This is a genomic window from Glutamicibacter sp. TV12E, assembly GCF_052441935.1.
GTDB lineage: Bacteria > Actinomycetota > Actinomycetes > Actinomycetales > Micrococcaceae > Glutamicibacter.
Genome location: NZ_JBQVVF010000001.1, coordinates 828831 through 844976, shown reverse-complemented (window position 1 = coordinate 844976; position 16146 = coordinate 828831). Strand labels below are relative to the sequence as shown.

General features: G+C 59.5%; 12 protein-coding genes, 1 tRNA gene, 1 other RNA gene and 1 pseudogene. 5 read left to right on the top strand and 10 right to left on the bottom strand.

The features are described from left to right. Nucleotides 1–73: 73 nt before the first annotated feature. The 7 genes and pseudogenes from ACT7DV_RS03835 to ACT7DV_RS03805 all read right to left on the bottom strand — a co-directional run bounded on the left by ACT7DV_RS03835 (nt 74) and on the right by ACT7DV_RS03805 (nt 9604). Entirely contained in the window at nt 74–550 is a 477-nt protein-coding gene (locus tag ACT7DV_RS03835; RefSeq protein ID WP_444660958.1) for a MarR family winged helix-turn-helix transcriptional regulator, read from the bottom strand. Between the two features lie 10 nt (nt 551–560). Further along, nucleotides 561–2261 carry a DHA2 family efflux MFS transporter permease subunit gene (locus ACT7DV_RS03830; RefSeq protein ID WP_444660957.1) on the bottom strand — a complete coding sequence of 567 codons (1701 nt, stop codon included), beginning with the start codon at nt 2259–2261 and terminating at the stop codon, nt 561–563. 399 nt (nt 2262–2660) lie between these two features. After that, nucleotides 2661–3251: pseudogene (gene recR, locus ACT7DV_RS03825) on the bottom strand (recombination mediator RecR); the annotation flags it as partial. An 80-nt stretch (nt 3252–3331) separates the two neighbouring features. Beyond that, entirely contained in the window at nt 3332–6907 is a 3576-nt protein-coding gene (locus ACT7DV_RS03820) for a DNA polymerase III subunit gamma and tau (RefSeq protein WP_444660956.1), read from the bottom strand. Nucleotides 6908–6916: 9 nt separating this feature from the next. After that, a complete protein-coding gene (gene gluQRS / locus ACT7DV_RS03815) occupies nt 6917–7837 on the bottom strand; it encodes a tRNA glutamyl-Q(34) synthetase GluQRS (RefSeq protein WP_444660955.1) in 921 nt (306 codons plus the stop codon). A gap of 28 nt (nt 7838–7865) precedes the next feature. Further along, nucleotides 7866–7962, bottom strand: an RNA gene (ffs, locus tag ACT7DV_RS03810) — signal recognition particle sRNA small type. A gap of 109 nt (nt 7963–8071) precedes the next feature. Continuing rightward, a complete protein-coding gene (locus ACT7DV_RS03805) occupies nt 8072–9604 on the bottom strand; it encodes a DUF222 domain-containing protein (RefSeq protein WP_444660954.1) in 1533 nt (510 codons plus the stop codon). Nucleotides 9605–9792: 188 nt separating this feature from the next. Between ACT7DV_RS03805 and ACT7DV_RS03800 the strand changes: the two genes are divergently transcribed. Then, nucleotides 9793–9880 (top strand) — tRNA-Ser (locus ACT7DV_RS03800). Nucleotides 9881–10009: 129 nt separating this feature from the next. Beyond that, entirely contained in the window at nt 10010–10375 is a 366-nt protein-coding gene (locus ACT7DV_RS03795) for a VOC family protein (RefSeq protein ID WP_444660953.1), read from the top strand. A gap of 108 nt (nt 10376–10483) precedes the next feature. Here the strand turns inward: ACT7DV_RS03795 and ACT7DV_RS03790 are convergent, their stop codons facing one another. After that, nucleotides 10484–11524, bottom strand: coding sequence for an isopenicillin N synthase family dioxygenase (locus ACT7DV_RS03790; RefSeq protein WP_444660952.1), 1041 nt, complete (start codon nt 11522–11524; stop codon nt 10484–10486). 555 nt (nt 11525–12079) lie between these two features. Between ACT7DV_RS03790 and ACT7DV_RS03785 the strand changes: the two genes are divergently transcribed. Continuing rightward, a complete protein-coding gene (locus ACT7DV_RS03785) occupies nt 12080–12391 on the top strand; it encodes a type II toxin-antitoxin system VapB family antitoxin (protein ID WP_075972394.1) in 312 nt (103 codons plus the stop codon). 72 nt (nt 12392–12463) lie between these two features. Then, nucleotides 12464–13090: a LytR C-terminal domain-containing protein gene (locus tag ACT7DV_RS03780; protein WP_444660951.1), complete on the top strand. Its 627-nt coding sequence runs from the start codon at nt 12464–12466 to the stop codon at nt 13088–13090. A 19-nt stretch (nt 13091–13109) separates the two neighbouring features. Here the strand turns inward: ACT7DV_RS03780 and ACT7DV_RS03775 are convergent, their stop codons facing one another. Then, nucleotides 13110–13799: a DsbA family oxidoreductase gene (locus tag ACT7DV_RS03775; RefSeq protein ID WP_444660950.1), complete on the bottom strand. Its 690-nt coding sequence runs from the start codon at nt 13797–13799 to the stop codon at nt 13110–13112. Nucleotides 13800–13928: 129 nt separating this feature from the next. Here ACT7DV_RS03775 and ACT7DV_RS03770 point away from each other — a divergent pair, with 129 nt between their 5' ends. After that, nucleotides 13929–14651, top strand: a complete 723-nt coding sequence (locus tag ACT7DV_RS03770) for a YoaK family protein (RefSeq protein ID WP_444660949.1) — start codon at nt 13929–13931, stop codon at nt 14649–14651. A gap of 70 nt (nt 14652–14721) precedes the next feature. Here ACT7DV_RS03770 and ACT7DV_RS03765 read toward each other — a convergent pair whose 3' ends face one another. Then, nucleotides 14722–16071 carry an amino acid permease gene (locus ACT7DV_RS03765; RefSeq protein WP_444664776.1) on the bottom strand — a complete coding sequence of 450 codons (1350 nt, stop codon included), beginning with the start codon at nt 16069–16071 and terminating at the stop codon, nt 14722–14724. Nucleotides 16072–16146 lie beyond the last annotated feature (75 nt).

The window sequence follows — 16146 nt, the reverse complement described above, 5'->3', positions numbered from 1 at the left end:
GGGAAAGAAAAATGGCCGGGCGCCACGGTCGTCCCGTGATGCCCGGCCTGTCGCACCGGTGTTCAAATGCGGGCTAGATCGCCTGAATTTCCAGATTCAATCTGCTCAGCAGTTCAACCAGCCTGTCCAGATCATCGTCAGCCCAGTTGCTCATGCGTGAACGAAGCTCGTTGCGCCACCCTTCGAAACCGCTGTGCCACCGCTCCTTGGCGTAATCGGTGGGCAGCAGGTCGAAAGCCCTGCGGTCTTCCGCGTTGACTTCGCGAACAACCAGATCAAGCTGCTCGAGCTTGGAGATCATGCGTGAGAGCGTCGCCTTGTCGATCAGCAGCTTCTCGCAGATTTCTGATTGCGTGATGCGGCCATGGCGCAGGATCAGGCCGAGTACCGGCAAATAGCCTGGCGTCAGCTGGCCGTTGAGCTGATGGGCAAGTTCGCGTTTGAACCGTGCAGTGACCGCAATCAGCGAGAATAATTCCTGCTCTGCCAACGAATAGCGGTCCGCGCGATCCTTCGTGCAGGCAGAAGCATCTGTGCTGGTGGTATCCACTGGATTTCTCCTAGTTGCCGGTCGGTTTCATCGCTGGTTCGGTTCCTTGCTTGCCGGCCGCACGTGGCTCCTGGATTTCAGCGCCTGCATTCTCGTCGACGGCAGCTATGCCGTTGGCTTCAAGCGCGGCTTCGGCGTCAACTTCCTGCATGCGCTCGGAAGCGGTCTGAGTGGTCAGGGCCTGGTTGGGAATCAGGCAGACGGCAATCACGATGATCAGCGACAGCGGGGCTGCGAAAGTGAACAGGGAAGGCACCGCATCACCGTAGATGGATTCGAAGATGACTCGCACCGGCTCGGGCAGGGTGGAGATGGTTGGAAGGTTGCCCGAGGACAAGACCTCTGCGACCGCTTTGCCCTTCTCGCCCAGCGACCCAATGGCCTGCATCAAATCCGCCTGGCGATCGGCAATCATGTTCGGAATGGATGCTGCCAGGATGGCGCCCAATCCGGCGGTGCCGGCGGTGCCGCCCAGGGTTCGGAAGAAGTTGACCGAGGAGGAAGCGACACCCAGTTCCCTGATGTCAACGGAGTTCTGCACCACCAGCACCATGTTCTGCATGACCAAGCCCATGCCGGCGCCCAGGATGAACATGAAGGCCGCAACCAGTGCGTAGTTGGTGTTGTAGTGGATGGTTCCCAGCAGGAACAGTCCAATGACGATCAGCACCGAGCCGATGATCACCAGCGGCTTCCACTTGCCGGTGCGGGAGATGAACTGGCCGCCGATGGTGGAGATGACCAGCAGGCCGCCCATCAGCGGGAAGGTCATCAGGCCGGCCATGGTGGCTGAAGCACCGCGGGCCATGATCATGTACTGGCTGAGGAACACCGAGGTGCCGAACATCGACACGCCCACGGCCAGCGAAGCGATCACGGCGAAGGTGAAGGTGCGGTTTTTGAACAGCGACATGCTCAACAGCGGTTCGGAGGACTTGATCTCGACCAGGATGAACGCTGCCAGCAGGAGCACCGCGCCAACCACCATCATCAGGCTGGAGGTGGAAGCCCACTCGAACTCGGAGCCGCCCAGGGACATCCAGATCAGCAGCAGCGAAACGCCGCCGGAGAGCAGCAGGATGCCCCAGTAGTCGATTTTGACTTTGCGCTTGGCGATGGCCGGAAGGTGCAAGGTGCGCTGGATCAAGATGACCGCAGCGATGGCAAAAGGCAGCGCGATGAAGAAGTTCCAGCGCCAGTTGATGGTGTCGGTGACGAAGCCGCCGATCAATGGTCCGCCCACGGTGCCGATGGCCATGACTGCGCCAAACAGGCCCATATACTTGCCACGTTCGCGTGGCGAGAGGAAGTCGGCCATGACGATCTGGGCCAGGGCGCCAACGCCGCCGCCAGCCAGGCCCTGGACCACGCGCATGGCGATCAGGAAGCTGGTGGTCTGCGAGAAGCCCGCGGCAGCAGAAGCCAAGACGAAGATCGCCAAGGAGATCTGCAGCAGTAGCTTGCGGTTGCCCAGATCCGCGAGCTTGCCCCAGATCGGGGTCGAAATGGTGGTCGCCAGCAGGGTAGCGGTCACTACCCAGGTGTAGGCGGTCTGGCTGCCGTTCAGGTCCGAGACGATCACTGGAAGGGAACTGGATACTACGGTGCTGGCCAAGATCGAGACGAACATGCCCATGAGGATTCCGGTAAGGGCGGTGAGGATTTCACGGTGCGTCATCTTGGGCCCGGCGACCGGTGCGATTGCGGTCATTGAGCCTCCAAAAAAGTTAAAGTCAGGCTCGAAGAGCCTGAATGGTTGATTGATGTCAACTATACGAGGATAGTTGATTATTATCAACTATGGTGTTTCGCGGCACACCGATGCCACGAGGGAAAACGGCATTAAAAGAGAATCCCGCACATCCCTTCGGTGAAGGAAGCGCGGGGTTTGCCAGGAAAAGGCTTATCGGCTGCGGTGGTTATCCATCTCTGGAACTACCGGGTGCGAAGGGCTGCCGTCGCCACCCTTGGGGGACTTCGCCGGATCAACGGCCCTGAAAAGCTTGGGCTCGGTGGCAGGAGCCTTGCTTGGAGCATTTTCGACTTTTCCAGATGCTCCGGTATCTTCGGACGCGGGAGCCGGACGTCGTGCGTTCGACGCGCTGGACCCCGCGGTGCGACGGCCTTCAAAGGCTCGTGCCAGGGTGACTTCATCGGCATATTCCAAGTCTCCGCCCACCGGCAGGCCCGAGGCCAGCCGGGTGATCCGGATGCCCAAGGGAGCCAGCGCGCGCACCAGGTACACGGCGGTGGCCTCGCCCTCGAGGTTCGGGTCGGTGGCCAGGATCAATTCGGTAATGGACTCGTCGGCCAGGCGTGTGACCAATTCGCGAATGTGCAGCTGCTCCGGGCCGATGCCGGCCAACGGATTGATCGAGCCGCCGAGCACGTGGTACTTGCCGCCGAAGGCGCGGGTGCGCTCAATGGCCATCACGTCTTTGGATTCCTCGACAATGCAAATCTTGGTTCCATCGCGGCGTTCATCGCGGCAGATGGCGCAGATCTCCTGCTCCGAGATATTGAAGCAGATCTCGCAGAACTTGACCTTCTCCTTCACCAGCTGGATGGACGCGGCCAGCCGCGTCATATCATCGGCATCGGCATCAAGAATATGAAAGGCAATGCGCTGAGCCGACTTCGGGCCGATGCCAGGCAAACGACCGAGCTCGTCGATCAATTCCTGTACAGCACCTTCGTACACGTGCGCCTTCTTTCTGCTTTGCTGGGAATCTCCCCTGTTACACCCTAGTGTCTCACCCCGACAGGATGCCGTGGTTTCCGCTACAGGCTGCGCTTGATTTCCACGACATTCCCGTTCACATCACGCTGCTCGATGACCATGCCGCCGAGCAGTCGTTCCACGGCGGGAACACCGATCAACGCTGAATCCTCGATCTCGATGTCATCGTCGCTGGGGACGAACTCTTCGGGCTCCTGATTCTGCGCAGGGGCAGGCGCCGCAGCTGGTCCACCCCACCCTCCGGCAGCCTGCGTGGGTGCCGAAGCACTAGGCGAGCTCTTGGCCTGGTTCATCAGCTGCTGATAGCGGCTCATGGGCTGGCCTGCGGTTGGCGCCGCCGGCTCGCTGGCCGTTGCCGTCTCCTGTTGCGGGGTACCCCAGCCCGGAGCGGTTTCAGGAGCTGGCGCGGGCCTTACCGGAGCATCATGCACTGGAGTTCTAGGCGGAGCAGGCACCTGAGCTTGCTGCTGTGGTGCTTCGGAGGCCGGAACTTGCGATTCCGGCTCCACAGCGGGCGCCGGAGCAGCCGATGGCCGCGGGGCCACCGGCGCGTGAACCTGTGGCGCCGGTTCTTCGCTTTCGCGAACGGCCAAGTCGTGGAACGAGTCCGTGGTGCTCTGCGGGTGCAGCGGAGTGCTCGAGACCGGACGTGGAATATTCGGCGTGCCAACTTCAGCCTGACGGGCACTGAGCCCAGCAGTAAGCCGAGGCTTCGGTGCTACCGGTGGGCCTCCAAAACTGCGTGGCGCGCTTGGTTGCTGCCGCTCGGGAGCAACAGCTGCCTGCGCGGGTTGTGGGGTGGCTTGAGCAGGCTGGGCCGGCTCAGGCTGTCGCTGAGGTGCGCGTGCAGCTACCGGTTCTGGCGAGTAGTACGGATCATCCGGGAACGGCGGCTCGTCCATGAACGGCTCGTCGTAGGGTGGAGGCACGTCATCGTAGGAGCTGGCGTAGCCGTCGGTGGCTCCTGCACCTGGCATGGCGGCTGGTGGCGGTACCACCGGCGAGGCGGTCGGAGGCGTGCTGGCAGCAGGCGCCGGGGCGGCGGCTTGTGCGCGCGCAGCAGCACGCGCAGCTACCCCAGCAGAAGTTGCAGCCTTGGTGAACTTGGTTGGTGCTGGGGTTTGCGCCGGGAGTGGCCGGCGCTCACCTTTTGGGGAACCACCGCCAGCTGGGTTGGAACCGCCTTCGGTGAGTACTATTTCTATGGGGGAGCCGGCGAATTGCGAAACGACCCCGGCCAGGGTGTTCATCAAATCCGGCCGGTTGCGCAGGTTCACGATTGGACCGGTGTTGCTAAACGCCAAGGTGAGCGTGCGACCGTCAAAACCAGCGACAGAACCATAGGTTGCCACCATGGAGTGCAGAACTCGGGAGCTTCCCTGCAACTGTTGCAGGATCATTGGCCAAGCCTGCTGGAACTTCACTACAGGGGAACCTGCACCAGGCTGCTGTGCTTGCTGTTGAGCCGGTTGAGCCTGCTGTTGCTGTTGCTGTTGCTGAGCTTGCTCGCGGGCAGCCCGTTCCTGGGCTTCGCGTTGTGCCTGCTCGCGAGCAACACGTTCCTGTGCTTCACGCTCGGCATGCTCGCGTTGTGCCTGCTCGCGAGCAACACGTTCCTGGGCTTCGCGTTGTGCCTGCTCTTGCTGGGCCAGTTCCTGCTGTGCTTGAGCTTGCTGCGCCGCCTGGCGCTGCGCATCGAGCTCTGCCTGGCTGGATTGCTGTGCCGGAGCCGGAGCCGGAGCCTGGGCAGGGGAAGCAGTCTCAACGGGTGCCTGCTGTTGAGGTGCAGGAGCAGCCGGCTGCTGGGCACGAGACTCGGCAGCCTTGCGAGCGAATTCGGCCATGGCCGGATTCTGCTTGACATCATCGATGGAAACCCCGGTGCCAAATGACAGGTCTTCGCCGCTGGAAGGATCTGGAACCAGGCTGAAAGGCGCAACACCTTCCGGGCGGGCTGCAGGAACACTTGGACCTGGCTGAACTTCGGTGGTCACCGAGAAGCTATCGTCCTTCGGACCCCATGTCGCACCCCAATCTGCAGCTTCGCCAGTGTTCAGCGAGGACTGCGCATCTGGGTCCAGTGGCGCATTAGGATCATCGTCGGCAAGTTGCGGCTGTTCCTTGGTTGCAGTCTGCGGAGCTTCCTGAGGTGGTTGAGGCTGCTGGGCCTGAACAGGCTGAACCTGGGGCTGTTGAACTGGCTGCCGCGCCTGAACAGGTTCGGCCTGGGGTTGCTCAATTGGTTGCGCTGGCTGTTCAGCCGGCGCTTGCGCCTCTGGGACAGGATCTTGTTCCGGTGCCGGCATGGCCATGCCCTCGCGGCGGGCCTTGGCGGCGGCCAGTGCCTCACGCACAGCGGCCGCGCCCTGGCGAGCAGCGCCAGGATTCGGCGTTGCACCCATCGAAGCCGGCGAATCGTCGGTCTGGTCAACGTCAAGTGCTGGAAGCTCGCCACCGCTCATCGCGTGGCGTTCCAAGCGATCCAATCGTGCGGCAAAGGAAGACACCGAGTTCTCGGAACCCGGTAACATCAATCGGGCTGCTAGCAATTCCAAGTGCAATCGAGGAGAGGTGGCGCCGGTCATCTCGCTCAGCGCCTTGTTGGTGACATCTGCCCACCGCGAAAGCTCGCCGGCGCCAACCAGGCCAGCCTGCAGGTGCAGGGCCTCCAACTGGTCGTCGGGAACACCGCGAAGAATCTTTTCCAGGCCTTCGGGCATGGCCTTGGCAATGATCAGATCGCGGAAGCGTTCAAGAATATCTTCAACAAAGCGTCGTGGATCCAAACCGGTCTGGATGATGCGGTCAATGGCGCCGAAGAGCCCAGCGCCGTCGGCTTCGTGAAGCGACAAGGTCACTTCATCCAGGAGGGTCGAATGGGTGTAGCCCAGCAAGGCAATGGCGGTTTCGTAATCCAGCGTTCCTTCACGGGCACCAGCCATCAGCTGGTCAAGAACCGAGAGGGTATCGCGGACCGAACCGCCACCTGCACGGATAACCAACGGAAGTACTCCCTCGGCTACCGCGACATTTTCGCGCTCGCACAAAACCTGCAGGTACGCCAACAAGGCCTCAGGCGGAACCAGACGGAAGGGATAATGGTGGGTACGGGAGCGAATGGTCCCGATAACCTTCTCGGGTTCCGTCGTAGCGAAGATGAACTTGATGTGCGCCGGCGGCTCTTCAACAATTTTCAGCAGGGCGTTGAAGCCTGCCGCGGTCACCATATGAGCCTCATCGATGATGAAGATCTTGTAGCGGTCGCGCGTCGGCGCGAAAGTTGCCCGTTCACGCAGGTCGCGGGCGTCGTCCACGCCGCCGTGGCTGGCAGCGTCAATTTCGATAACATCCAGCGAGCCCGGGCCGCCATTGGCCAGCTCAACACAGCTAGGGCAGGTGCCACAAGGTACCGGCGTTGGGCCCTGCTCGCAGTTTAGGCAACGCGCCAAGATTCGTGCGGAAGTCGTCTTGCCGCAACCGCGTGGGCCGGAGAAGAGGTACGCGTGATTAACGCGGTTTTTCTCCAGAGCCGTCATCAGGGGAGCAGTAACGTGCTCTTGCCCGATGACGTCGGCAAACGTATCGGGACGATACCTGCGATATAGCGCTGTACTCACACCGGTTCCCTATCGGTTGCGTGATGCCGGAGGCATCAGCTGTTGGACGATATTTTCAGGTTTTACGATCCACGGCTCACGTGGCAAGTTCACCGGATCGAAAGCTTCCAGGGCTGCCAGCAAACTCGTGCTGGGCAAGCCCAATGACTCTAGCAAAATCGCCACAACATCGGCTGGATGTACCCCATGTTCGGTGATCTCTTCGAGTGTTACAGCACCATCGCGCTTGGCTAGGCGCTGGCCCTTGGTATTCAGAGCGAGCGGGACGTGGGCGTACTCCGGAACGTCGTAGCCCAAGAGCGTTGCCAGATACGCCTGTCGTGGTGCGGAAGACAGCAGATCATCGCCACGCACAACTTGATCAATTCCGGAGAGCGCGTCATCGACCACGACGGCCAAATTGTAGGCAGGAGCACCATCATTACGGACCAAGACAAAATCATCAACTACGCCGGTATAGCCGCCAGCCAGCTGGTCGTGAACCGAGAATTCAGTTACCTCGGCGCGCAGGCGCAAGGCGGCGGGACGGTCTTGTGACTTGGCTTCACGTTCGGCCGGGCTCAGGTCCCTGCAGGTACCCGGGTAGGCGCCGGGAGCTGCATGCGGAGCGCTGGCAGCCTCGGCGATGTCCTTGCGAGAGCAGAAGCAGGGGAACACCAAGTCCTGCTTTTTGAGCTGTTCTACGGCCTCGAAGTAAATTGGCAGGCGTTCGGATTGCCGCAAGAATGAACCGTCGAATTGCAGGCCCAGGGACTCCAGCTCGGAGATTTGGATGGCTTCGGCGCCGGAGCGGACCCGGTCAAGATCTTCAATGCGCAACAAGAATTCACGTTGCGTGGAACGAGCGAAAAGCCAAGCTAGGACCGCCGTGCGCAAATTGCCGAGGTGGAGTGCCCCTGACGGGCTAGGGGCGAAACGGCCAGCGCCCACGTGGACTCCCCTTCGGCTTGCGTGAAAAAGTAAAGACCCCTCATGCACCTGCCAGAGCCCATCTACCCTTGCTACCTTCCGGTCCTGGGGGAGTTCAACAGGATGACACCACACGAGGGGTCACCAAAAATACTACCCGAGGGTGGTGCTTGGATAAAAATCGGGAAGCGTGCGCTTGCTCTCAGGCCCTGAACGTAAAACAAGAAACAGACTGGCGAATCCGGGCGTGAAACTTCATCCTGTTTCTCCGTCCACTGGCTCCAGCCATCCGAGTACCTTGCGCACTCTGTCATTGAGCTGAACTGTCGGCAGCATCGGCGTTTGCTCTTTTTCAAAGTCGAAATTCTGCACATTGATGACACTGCCCGGAAGTTCGATGCACACCACGCCATGCGGGGAACGCCAGTTCACGGATCCATCGGCCAGGTAGGTGGCCTGCCACCCCAAGGCGTGTTTGAACATCTGATGCCGTTTGCACAAAAGGTGGGTGTTGGTTCGAGTGGTGTGCCCGCCGTTGGCCCAAGCATCAATGTGGTCGATCTCAGAGGTCTCCGCTGGACGGTTGCAGCCAGGGAAGCGGCAACAAATGTCCCGGCTGCGCAGTAGATCGCGCAGTGCCTTGGACGGCCGGTATTTCTCACGGCCAACATCTATCACGGCACCAGACCACGGGTCGGTGAGTACCCTCATGAAAGACGGGGCATCCTTGGCAATGCGTAACGCGGTACCGATAGGTATGGGCCCGTAGCCTTCCAGATCGGCCAGGGCACGCTGGGGATCGGCCAGCATCTCTAGGGCGGGAATGGTCACCGCAACTCGTGCCTTGAGCGGAGTGCCCCCGCCAGTTGGCCATCCGTCAATGAGCGCATCACAGATGATGTCCAGGCGCCGTTGCTGTTCGGTGCGTTCATCCTCGGGATCATCGTGTTGCGAGGCATGCCAATTGACGGTGTTGATGATGCTCAAAGTATTTTCGGCAGGCATGTACAGCTGGATCACGGACATCCCATTGGGTTCGTTCCAATAGGTGACCTTTCGGTCTTCAGCACTTTTCTTATGCCGTTCTTCAATTGGGCGAGGGTGAAGGCGCTCGTGGATCTTGCGAGCCCTGTGGGCAACGGCAGCATCCGAGGCGGTCCGGGCAATAGGCAACAGGGTTTGCTCCATATGCTGTACATCTTCCGGCTCAAGATCTTGGGACTGTTTGACGATCTCTTGAGCCGTTCTGGTGGTGATCTCTCCGCGACTTAGCTCTTCAAGAGTTTCAGGACAAAGATGGCGTAGGCCTTCTGCGATGAATAATCGGTCTCGAACATTCGCCTCGGAGGCTCGTAGGGCCATGGCAGCCTCGGCTACAAACGAAGAACGAATGACCGTTTCTTCCGAAGGGCTGATGCGGTAGTACTGGGATGACTGTTCTTGAAGCCCGTCTGAAGGCGTCTGGATAAGCGGGTCTTGGCTGCCTTGGGCGGAGGACTCTTTCACCGCATGCTCATACGAGTCCGCCAATACCGCTGCTTCCGCAGCGTCCAGCATGCTCCGTAGCCGGGACACGATTTTAAGCGTTCCCAAGCCTTGGTTGGTTGTGAGTGCAGGCAACCGGTCGTAGAGCTGTCGCGCCGTGGCGGCGACCTGCGCAAAAAGGTTATCCTGATCCAAATTCGCGGCCCAAAGGCCAAAATCTCCCGGTGTGGTGCGTTGTCCAGGAGGGCCAATGTGCAGGCGTCGAGGATCATCGCTGCTGTGAAATACCTCTCTTTTGCTCATGGATAGCAGTATCGTGGCTCATTTGAGGGGCGGAACTGGAAAGTTGCAGGGTGGGTATAACCTCTGAAATTACTGGATTTCAGGGGAGAATGGCTTTAGTGGCGGTGCGGGAAACGGCAAGAGAACTCTCGATTCGTGATTGAGCGAGAATTTAGATATGCTGGATCCTGCTCCTCGGAGCAAACTGAGGAGGATTCGCCTAGCGGCCTATGGCGCACGCCTGGAACGCGTGTTGGGTTAACGCCCTCAGGGGTTCAAATCCCCTATCCTCCGCCAATTTTAATGCCTTGGTTCATCATGGAAATGATGAACCAAGGCATTATTTTTTTGCCATCTGAGATCGGGGGAATATTTCCCGGTATGATCCGAATCAATTGACGACCAATCTTTTGACGAGGCAAGACCATGGCAAGTGTATTGAGCGAGATTTCGGTGGATTGCGCAAATCCAATGCTCCTAGCTCGTTTCTGGTGCGAAGTGCTGGACTACGCGGTACGGGAAGAAGAAGTTGGATTAGTCAGCATTGGTCCGCAAAATGACGGCGGCGCATCCGTTGTTCTGACCTTCGCCCAGGTTCCAGAGCAGAAATCGACCAAAAACAGGCTGCACCTCGATGTCCGGCCACGTGGAACTGAGCAGCAGCAAGAAGTCGACCGCTTGCTGTCCTTGGGAGCCACATACGCAGACGTCGGACAGGATGATGACGTGACGTGGGTGGTACTTGCCGATCCTGAAGGCAACGAGTTTTGTGTCCTCGCTGGCAGCGATTGAGCCGATAAAAACAAGAAAGACCTGTTGGCCTCAACTCGAAGAATAATTTCGAGCCGGGACCTACAGGTCTTTCTAGTTCGCCTCCTCGCGTGGAGGGAGCCGGTCGAGCTATGCGCTCTTCTTGGCCTTGACGACTTCTGGGTAGTGGATTGCAGCGGTCTGCGGGTGAGCGCGCAACCAGCCCTTGAGTACATTGGCGCCGTACGAAGCCAGCATTGGATTCTCCGGGTCATCTGAGACGCCACGGGCTTGAGTAGCCAGCTCTGCGGGCAGCTCAACCTTGTCGATGACCGCGTCGAGCCGTGGCGAGTAGAAGAACGGCACGGAGTAGCGGTCAACGCCAGCAGGTGGAGCGATCACGCGGTGAATGGTGGCCATCAGGTAACCATCGGTGGCGACCTCCAGCATTTCGCCGAGGTTGACGACCAGCGCGCCCGGAGTTGGTGGAACCTCAATCCACTCCTCCTGGCCGTAAGGCTGGACCTGCAGCCCGCCGACCTGGTCCTGCAGCAACAGGGTTACGAAGCCGTAGTCGGCGTGCAGGCCAACACCTTGGTTGCCCGATTCGGGAACAACATCGCCGGATACGTAGTGAACCAGCTTGCCCATCCAAGAAGGGGTGTTGGCAAAAGGCTCATCGAAGTGGTCTTCGGGCAGTCCCAGGCCCACGGCAATGGCTGAAAGCAGCTCATGTCCAGTCTTGTTCATCAGCTCGGCCCAAGCCATGGCACGGTCTTCGAGCTGTGGGAAATCTTCTGGGAACTGGTTAGGTCCCTGCAGGTTCAGGTAGGGCTTGTCGGCTGGCACTACAGCGAGGGTTTCACGCTCAGGTCCGTAGTCGATCTGCTCGCGGGCGTCGGCGCGGCCGCGGGTGATCTCGGTGCCCATGCGGGTGTAGCCGCGGAACTGGGCGCTATTGCGGTTGTCGAGCTTGATCTTCTGCTCGACTGGCTTGTTGAAGAACTCGGCGATGGTGTCCAGCAGCTCTTGGTCTTGGCCTTCTTGGGAGCTGTAGCCAACGATTTGGAAGAATCCAACACGATGGGCCGCGTCACGAAGTGCAGCGACGAAATCTTCGTTGAAGGTGCCGTTCGCGTTGCGCGAGGTAGAAATGTCGAGGACTGGGATCTCGGTGACTACGTTTTTCATATCCCCAGAGTGCACCTTATGAAGGGATTGTTACCAGCCTAAGTTACGCCCGGTTCCTCCAGGTTTCTCGCGATGTCACAATCCTTGCGAAGAAATAAAATAAGGTTCATAATTCGCTTTTCCGTCATTGGCGAGGAATCTGAATCATCCGAGATGGGTACCTGCCAGCGCTCAAAAAGGTGCAACTATCCCAGTGCGTATACAGCATACGATGCGGGTCCCTGGGCTGTGCAAGAATGACGTGCCGCTGGATCCTTGTAACTGGAGGCAGCCGTGGCTGACGTCGTGCAACGGTCACTTGGTTCGGTGATTGTTACCCAAGGCTCACTGCGGCAGGCCCGGCCAATGTTAGGACTGCCCGTGTTATCGGAATGTGGAACGGCAGGAGCTTTCCGGCGGATCTCCAACAATGGCCGAGCAATGGCCCGTGGATTCATTTGCGGCAGTTCGGTCCGACTGCCAATTAGGCCTGGCGGCTAAAACTTGTTCAAGGGCGCACTGCCCGTGCAGCAGGTAATTCCAACGATCTGAATACTCGGAGCTTATGCTTGAAAGGTGATATTTCGAGCAGTAGGTGACGGCCGACCATACCCGGCACACGGGTTGGTCTCCTCTCGCGACTGGAGCGAATTGCCGCCGCAACAGGTGAAGCTGGATCAGCTGGTTACTACCAAGTCCACTCTTGACTTGGAAGCACTGCTCTCAGAAGATTCCACATTCTACGGTGACCTGTTCCCTCACGTCGTTCGATATGACGGCGTTTTGTATCTAGAAGACGGTGTGCACCGTGCATTACGTTCTGCGCTTCATCATCGCTCTGTAATACATGCGCGGATATTGGATTTGGACGACGATTCGATAAGCTAACTGCCACGAGGATGACGAGGTGGTTCTCCTCAGCTAGTCGTAGCCACAGGCTACCCGGAGCTAGGTGGGAAGATGCGTGAACGCGAAGACCCGGGCGAATGGCACGGGGCGCATATTGTTGATGAGCAAGATCTGAGCTTCAGCTCGGATCGCAAGGCCAAGAAGCGTGCGCGCAGACGGCAAAATGCGGTGTTTTCCGTGATGGCAGTTCTTGTCATAGCCGTAACGGTGGGCGCACTGCTCATTGTTACCGGAAACTGGAATCCGGGAGCAGAAGCTACGACCGAAGAAACCGCAGAGCCGGCTCCGGCAAAAATTGAGAACGTGAAATGCCCTGAGGTGGACTTCTCGTACCAGGACCCGCAGAGCTTCAGGATCCGGGTGCTTAATACGACGAATATTGCCGGACTCGCTGGTGATACCGCAAAGTCGTTGGAAGAACGCGGTTTTAAGATCTCGTCGTTGACCTCGGGCTGGACTTCGCTTTCTGGCACGATCGGTGCGGTCATTGCCGGGCCAGACGGCTACGCCCAAGCATTCACCGTCCAACGCCAGGTACCCGGATCGGTGTTCATCTTCGACCCGGAAAAGTGGGGTTCGACGGTAGACCTGGCGGTCGGCGAGAAATTCGAGGGCCTGCAAAAGGACCGCAAGCTGGATAGGACCGCCGGCAAGCTGGTGTGCGCGCCGGCGGACTAGCCAGGCTGGATGTCCGGACCTACTGGGCCTGTACGTTCTCCGCGTAGACCTGGGTCAATGCGTTGGAGAAGACCTCAGCCGGTTGTGCGCCGGAAATACCGTACTTTCCGTCGAGCACGAAGAATGGAACACCGCTAATTCCAAGCTGCTGGGCCTGTGAAATATCGGCGTTGACTTCCTCGGCATAAGCACCGGCTTCGATCTGCGCACCCAGTTCTTGGGTATCAAGTCCCAACGATCCAGCCAGCTCCAGCAGGGTTTGAACATTCCCTGTGTCCAGCCCCTTTTCAAAGTGCGCCGACAGCAGCAATTCCTTCATCTCGTTGCCGGCCCCGTGCTGCTTTGCGTACTCCAGAACACGCAAAGCGGTAAAGGAATTGGCTACCTTGAGATTCTCGAAGTCGTATGCCAGGCCTTCTTCTGCAGCCTGGGCGGTTACATGCTGCAGCATCTGCTGGACCTGCGACTGATCCAGCCCCTTCATCTTCGACAGGTATTCTGCTTCGCTGCCGTCATAGTTATCGGGCAAGGATGGGTCCAGCTGGTAGGCATGCCAGTACACATCGACGTTCTGCGAATACTCAAAAGATTCAACGCCCTGCTCAAAGCGGCGCTTGCCAATGAAGCACCAGGGGCAGGCGATATCGGAGAAGATGTCGACGCGCAGGCGCTTGGACTCGTCAGGCTGATCGCCAATAATTTCACTCATACTTGAGCTAACAACTTTGTACTGAAATGCATTCCGCAACCCCAGCGAACCGGCCACTGCCAAACGCTGGAATACTGGGAACGAGACAACGGCGTCCGGGATAGCGGGCATCTACAGAAAGCGGTGCATGTGGCAAAGAATCTTCGCTGGGGCGGAATCCTCTTTGCCGGAGCCATCACCGCAATGGCCGGGTTTGTGGACGGCGTCGGATTTGTGCACTTTGGCGGCTATTTCTTGTCGTTCATGTCCGGGAACTCCACGCGTTCTTCCGCGGCGCTGATGACCGGTGATCTCACGGGATGGATCAACGCCATGTCATTGGTGGCAAGCTTTGTCGTTGGAGTGGTCATCGCGACCCTGTTGACTTCATCTCTGGCTGCTTTGCGCAGGCCGCTAGCCATGTACCTGAGTGCCGGACTGCTCCTGGCTGCCGCTGGGACCGGGACCGTCCAGCCGAACGCCACAGCACTCTTATTGTCGGCCTCCATGGGGGTGGTGAATGTGTCCTACACGCGTTCCGGCGAAGTCGCTTTGGGCCTGACCTATATGACCGGCACGCTGGTCAAGCTCGGCCAAGCGCTCGGCGGCGCGATCCTTGGGCTGGTGACAGGTTCCAACCAGGGGGTCAATCGGTTGCTATGGCTTCGCTACGCGGTGCTGTGGGCCATGATCACCCTGGGATCGCTCGGTGGCGTATTCGCCCACCTCCATTTGGGCTTGGGCAGCCTTTGGATTGTCGGAGCGGGGATGCTCCTTTGGGCCACCCTGGCCTTGTTCCAGGAACTACGGGCCAAGGCCGATCTACGCTCAGGATCTGCAATTGCCGACACGAACCGGCAGCGAGTCGACTAGGAAACATCCAGATACGGCAACGGCGCCCAGCCTCATGAATGAAGCCAGACGCCGAAGGGAAAACGAGGGATTAGCCCTGCATCGAATCGCTATCCTGCTTGATTGCGGCAGCTGGGCCCACCAGCACCTTGTACAGCACGCCCAGCACCAGCAGCCAGACGATGCCGGTGTACAGGGCCACGCGGGTTTCGGCGCTCAGCGCCAGCAGGACCACAACCAGGGCCATGAAAATCAGGGCCGCCCACACAGCGATGGTTCCTCCCGGCACAGCATACTCGCGAGGCAGCGAGGCGTCGCGCCCAGCCTTTGCTTCCTGCCGGCGCATGGCCAGATACGAGGCCAGGATCATGATCCAGACCCAGACTGTTGCGAAGGTCGCGATCGAGGCAATGATGGTGAACAGCGCCTCTGGCAATAGGGCATTGAGCACCACTCCGGCCAGCAGCACAATGGCCATGATGACCACGGTCATCCACGGCACGCCGTGGCGGGAGACCCGGCCAAAGGACTTCGGAGCATGGCCTGCGACGGACATCGCGTAGAGCATGCGCCCGGCACCAAAGGTATCGGCATTGATCGCCGAAATGGCCGCGGTGATGACCACTGCGTTGAGCACATGCGCCGCAGCAGGCAGTCCCAGGCCATCAAAAATCTGCACAAACGGCGAAGCTGAACCGTCGATCTGGCGCCAGTCGAAGAGCATCATGACCACAGCCAGCGAAGCCACGTAGAACAGCAGGATGCGCCAGGGAACGGTGTTGATCGCGGCGGGCACCGAGGTGGATGGATCATCGGCCTCGCCCGCAGTGATGCCGATGGTTTCGATGCCGCCGAAGGCAAACATCACCACTGCGAAGGACAGCAGCAGGCCCATGAACCCGTTGGGGAACAAGGTGCCTGCGCTCATCAGCGTGGCGAAGCCGGTGGCCGTGCCGGTGTCCGGGGCATTGAAGCCGAAGATGATCAGGGCCGCGCCGCCGACGATCATGGCAATAATTGCGGTGACCTTCACGATGGCCAGCCAGAATTCGGTTTCGCCGAAGACCTTGACCTTCATCAGATTGATGGAGGCGATCAGCAGCACTACGGCCAGCACCCAGATCCACTGCGGCACCTGCGGGAACCAGAAGCCCATATAGATGCCGAAGGCGGTGACGTCGGCGATGGCCACAATGGCCATTTCAAAGCTGAAGGTCCAGCCGGTGACAAAGCCGGCGAAATTGCCCAGGTAGCGCGAAGCATAGTGCGCAAAGGATCCGGAGACCGGATGCTTCACGGCCATCTCGCCCATGGCGCGCATGACGATGAAGACGGCTGCGCCGCCGATCATGTACGCAAAGAGGACTGCTGGTCCGGCGGCCTGGATAGCGGAGGAAGAGCCGTAGAACAGGCCCGTTCCGATCGCTGAGCCCAGGGCCATGAAGCGGATGTGGCGGGCCGTGAGCCCGCGGGCCAAGGAGGCCTTGATATCGGTCACGATAGTATTGCTCGGATC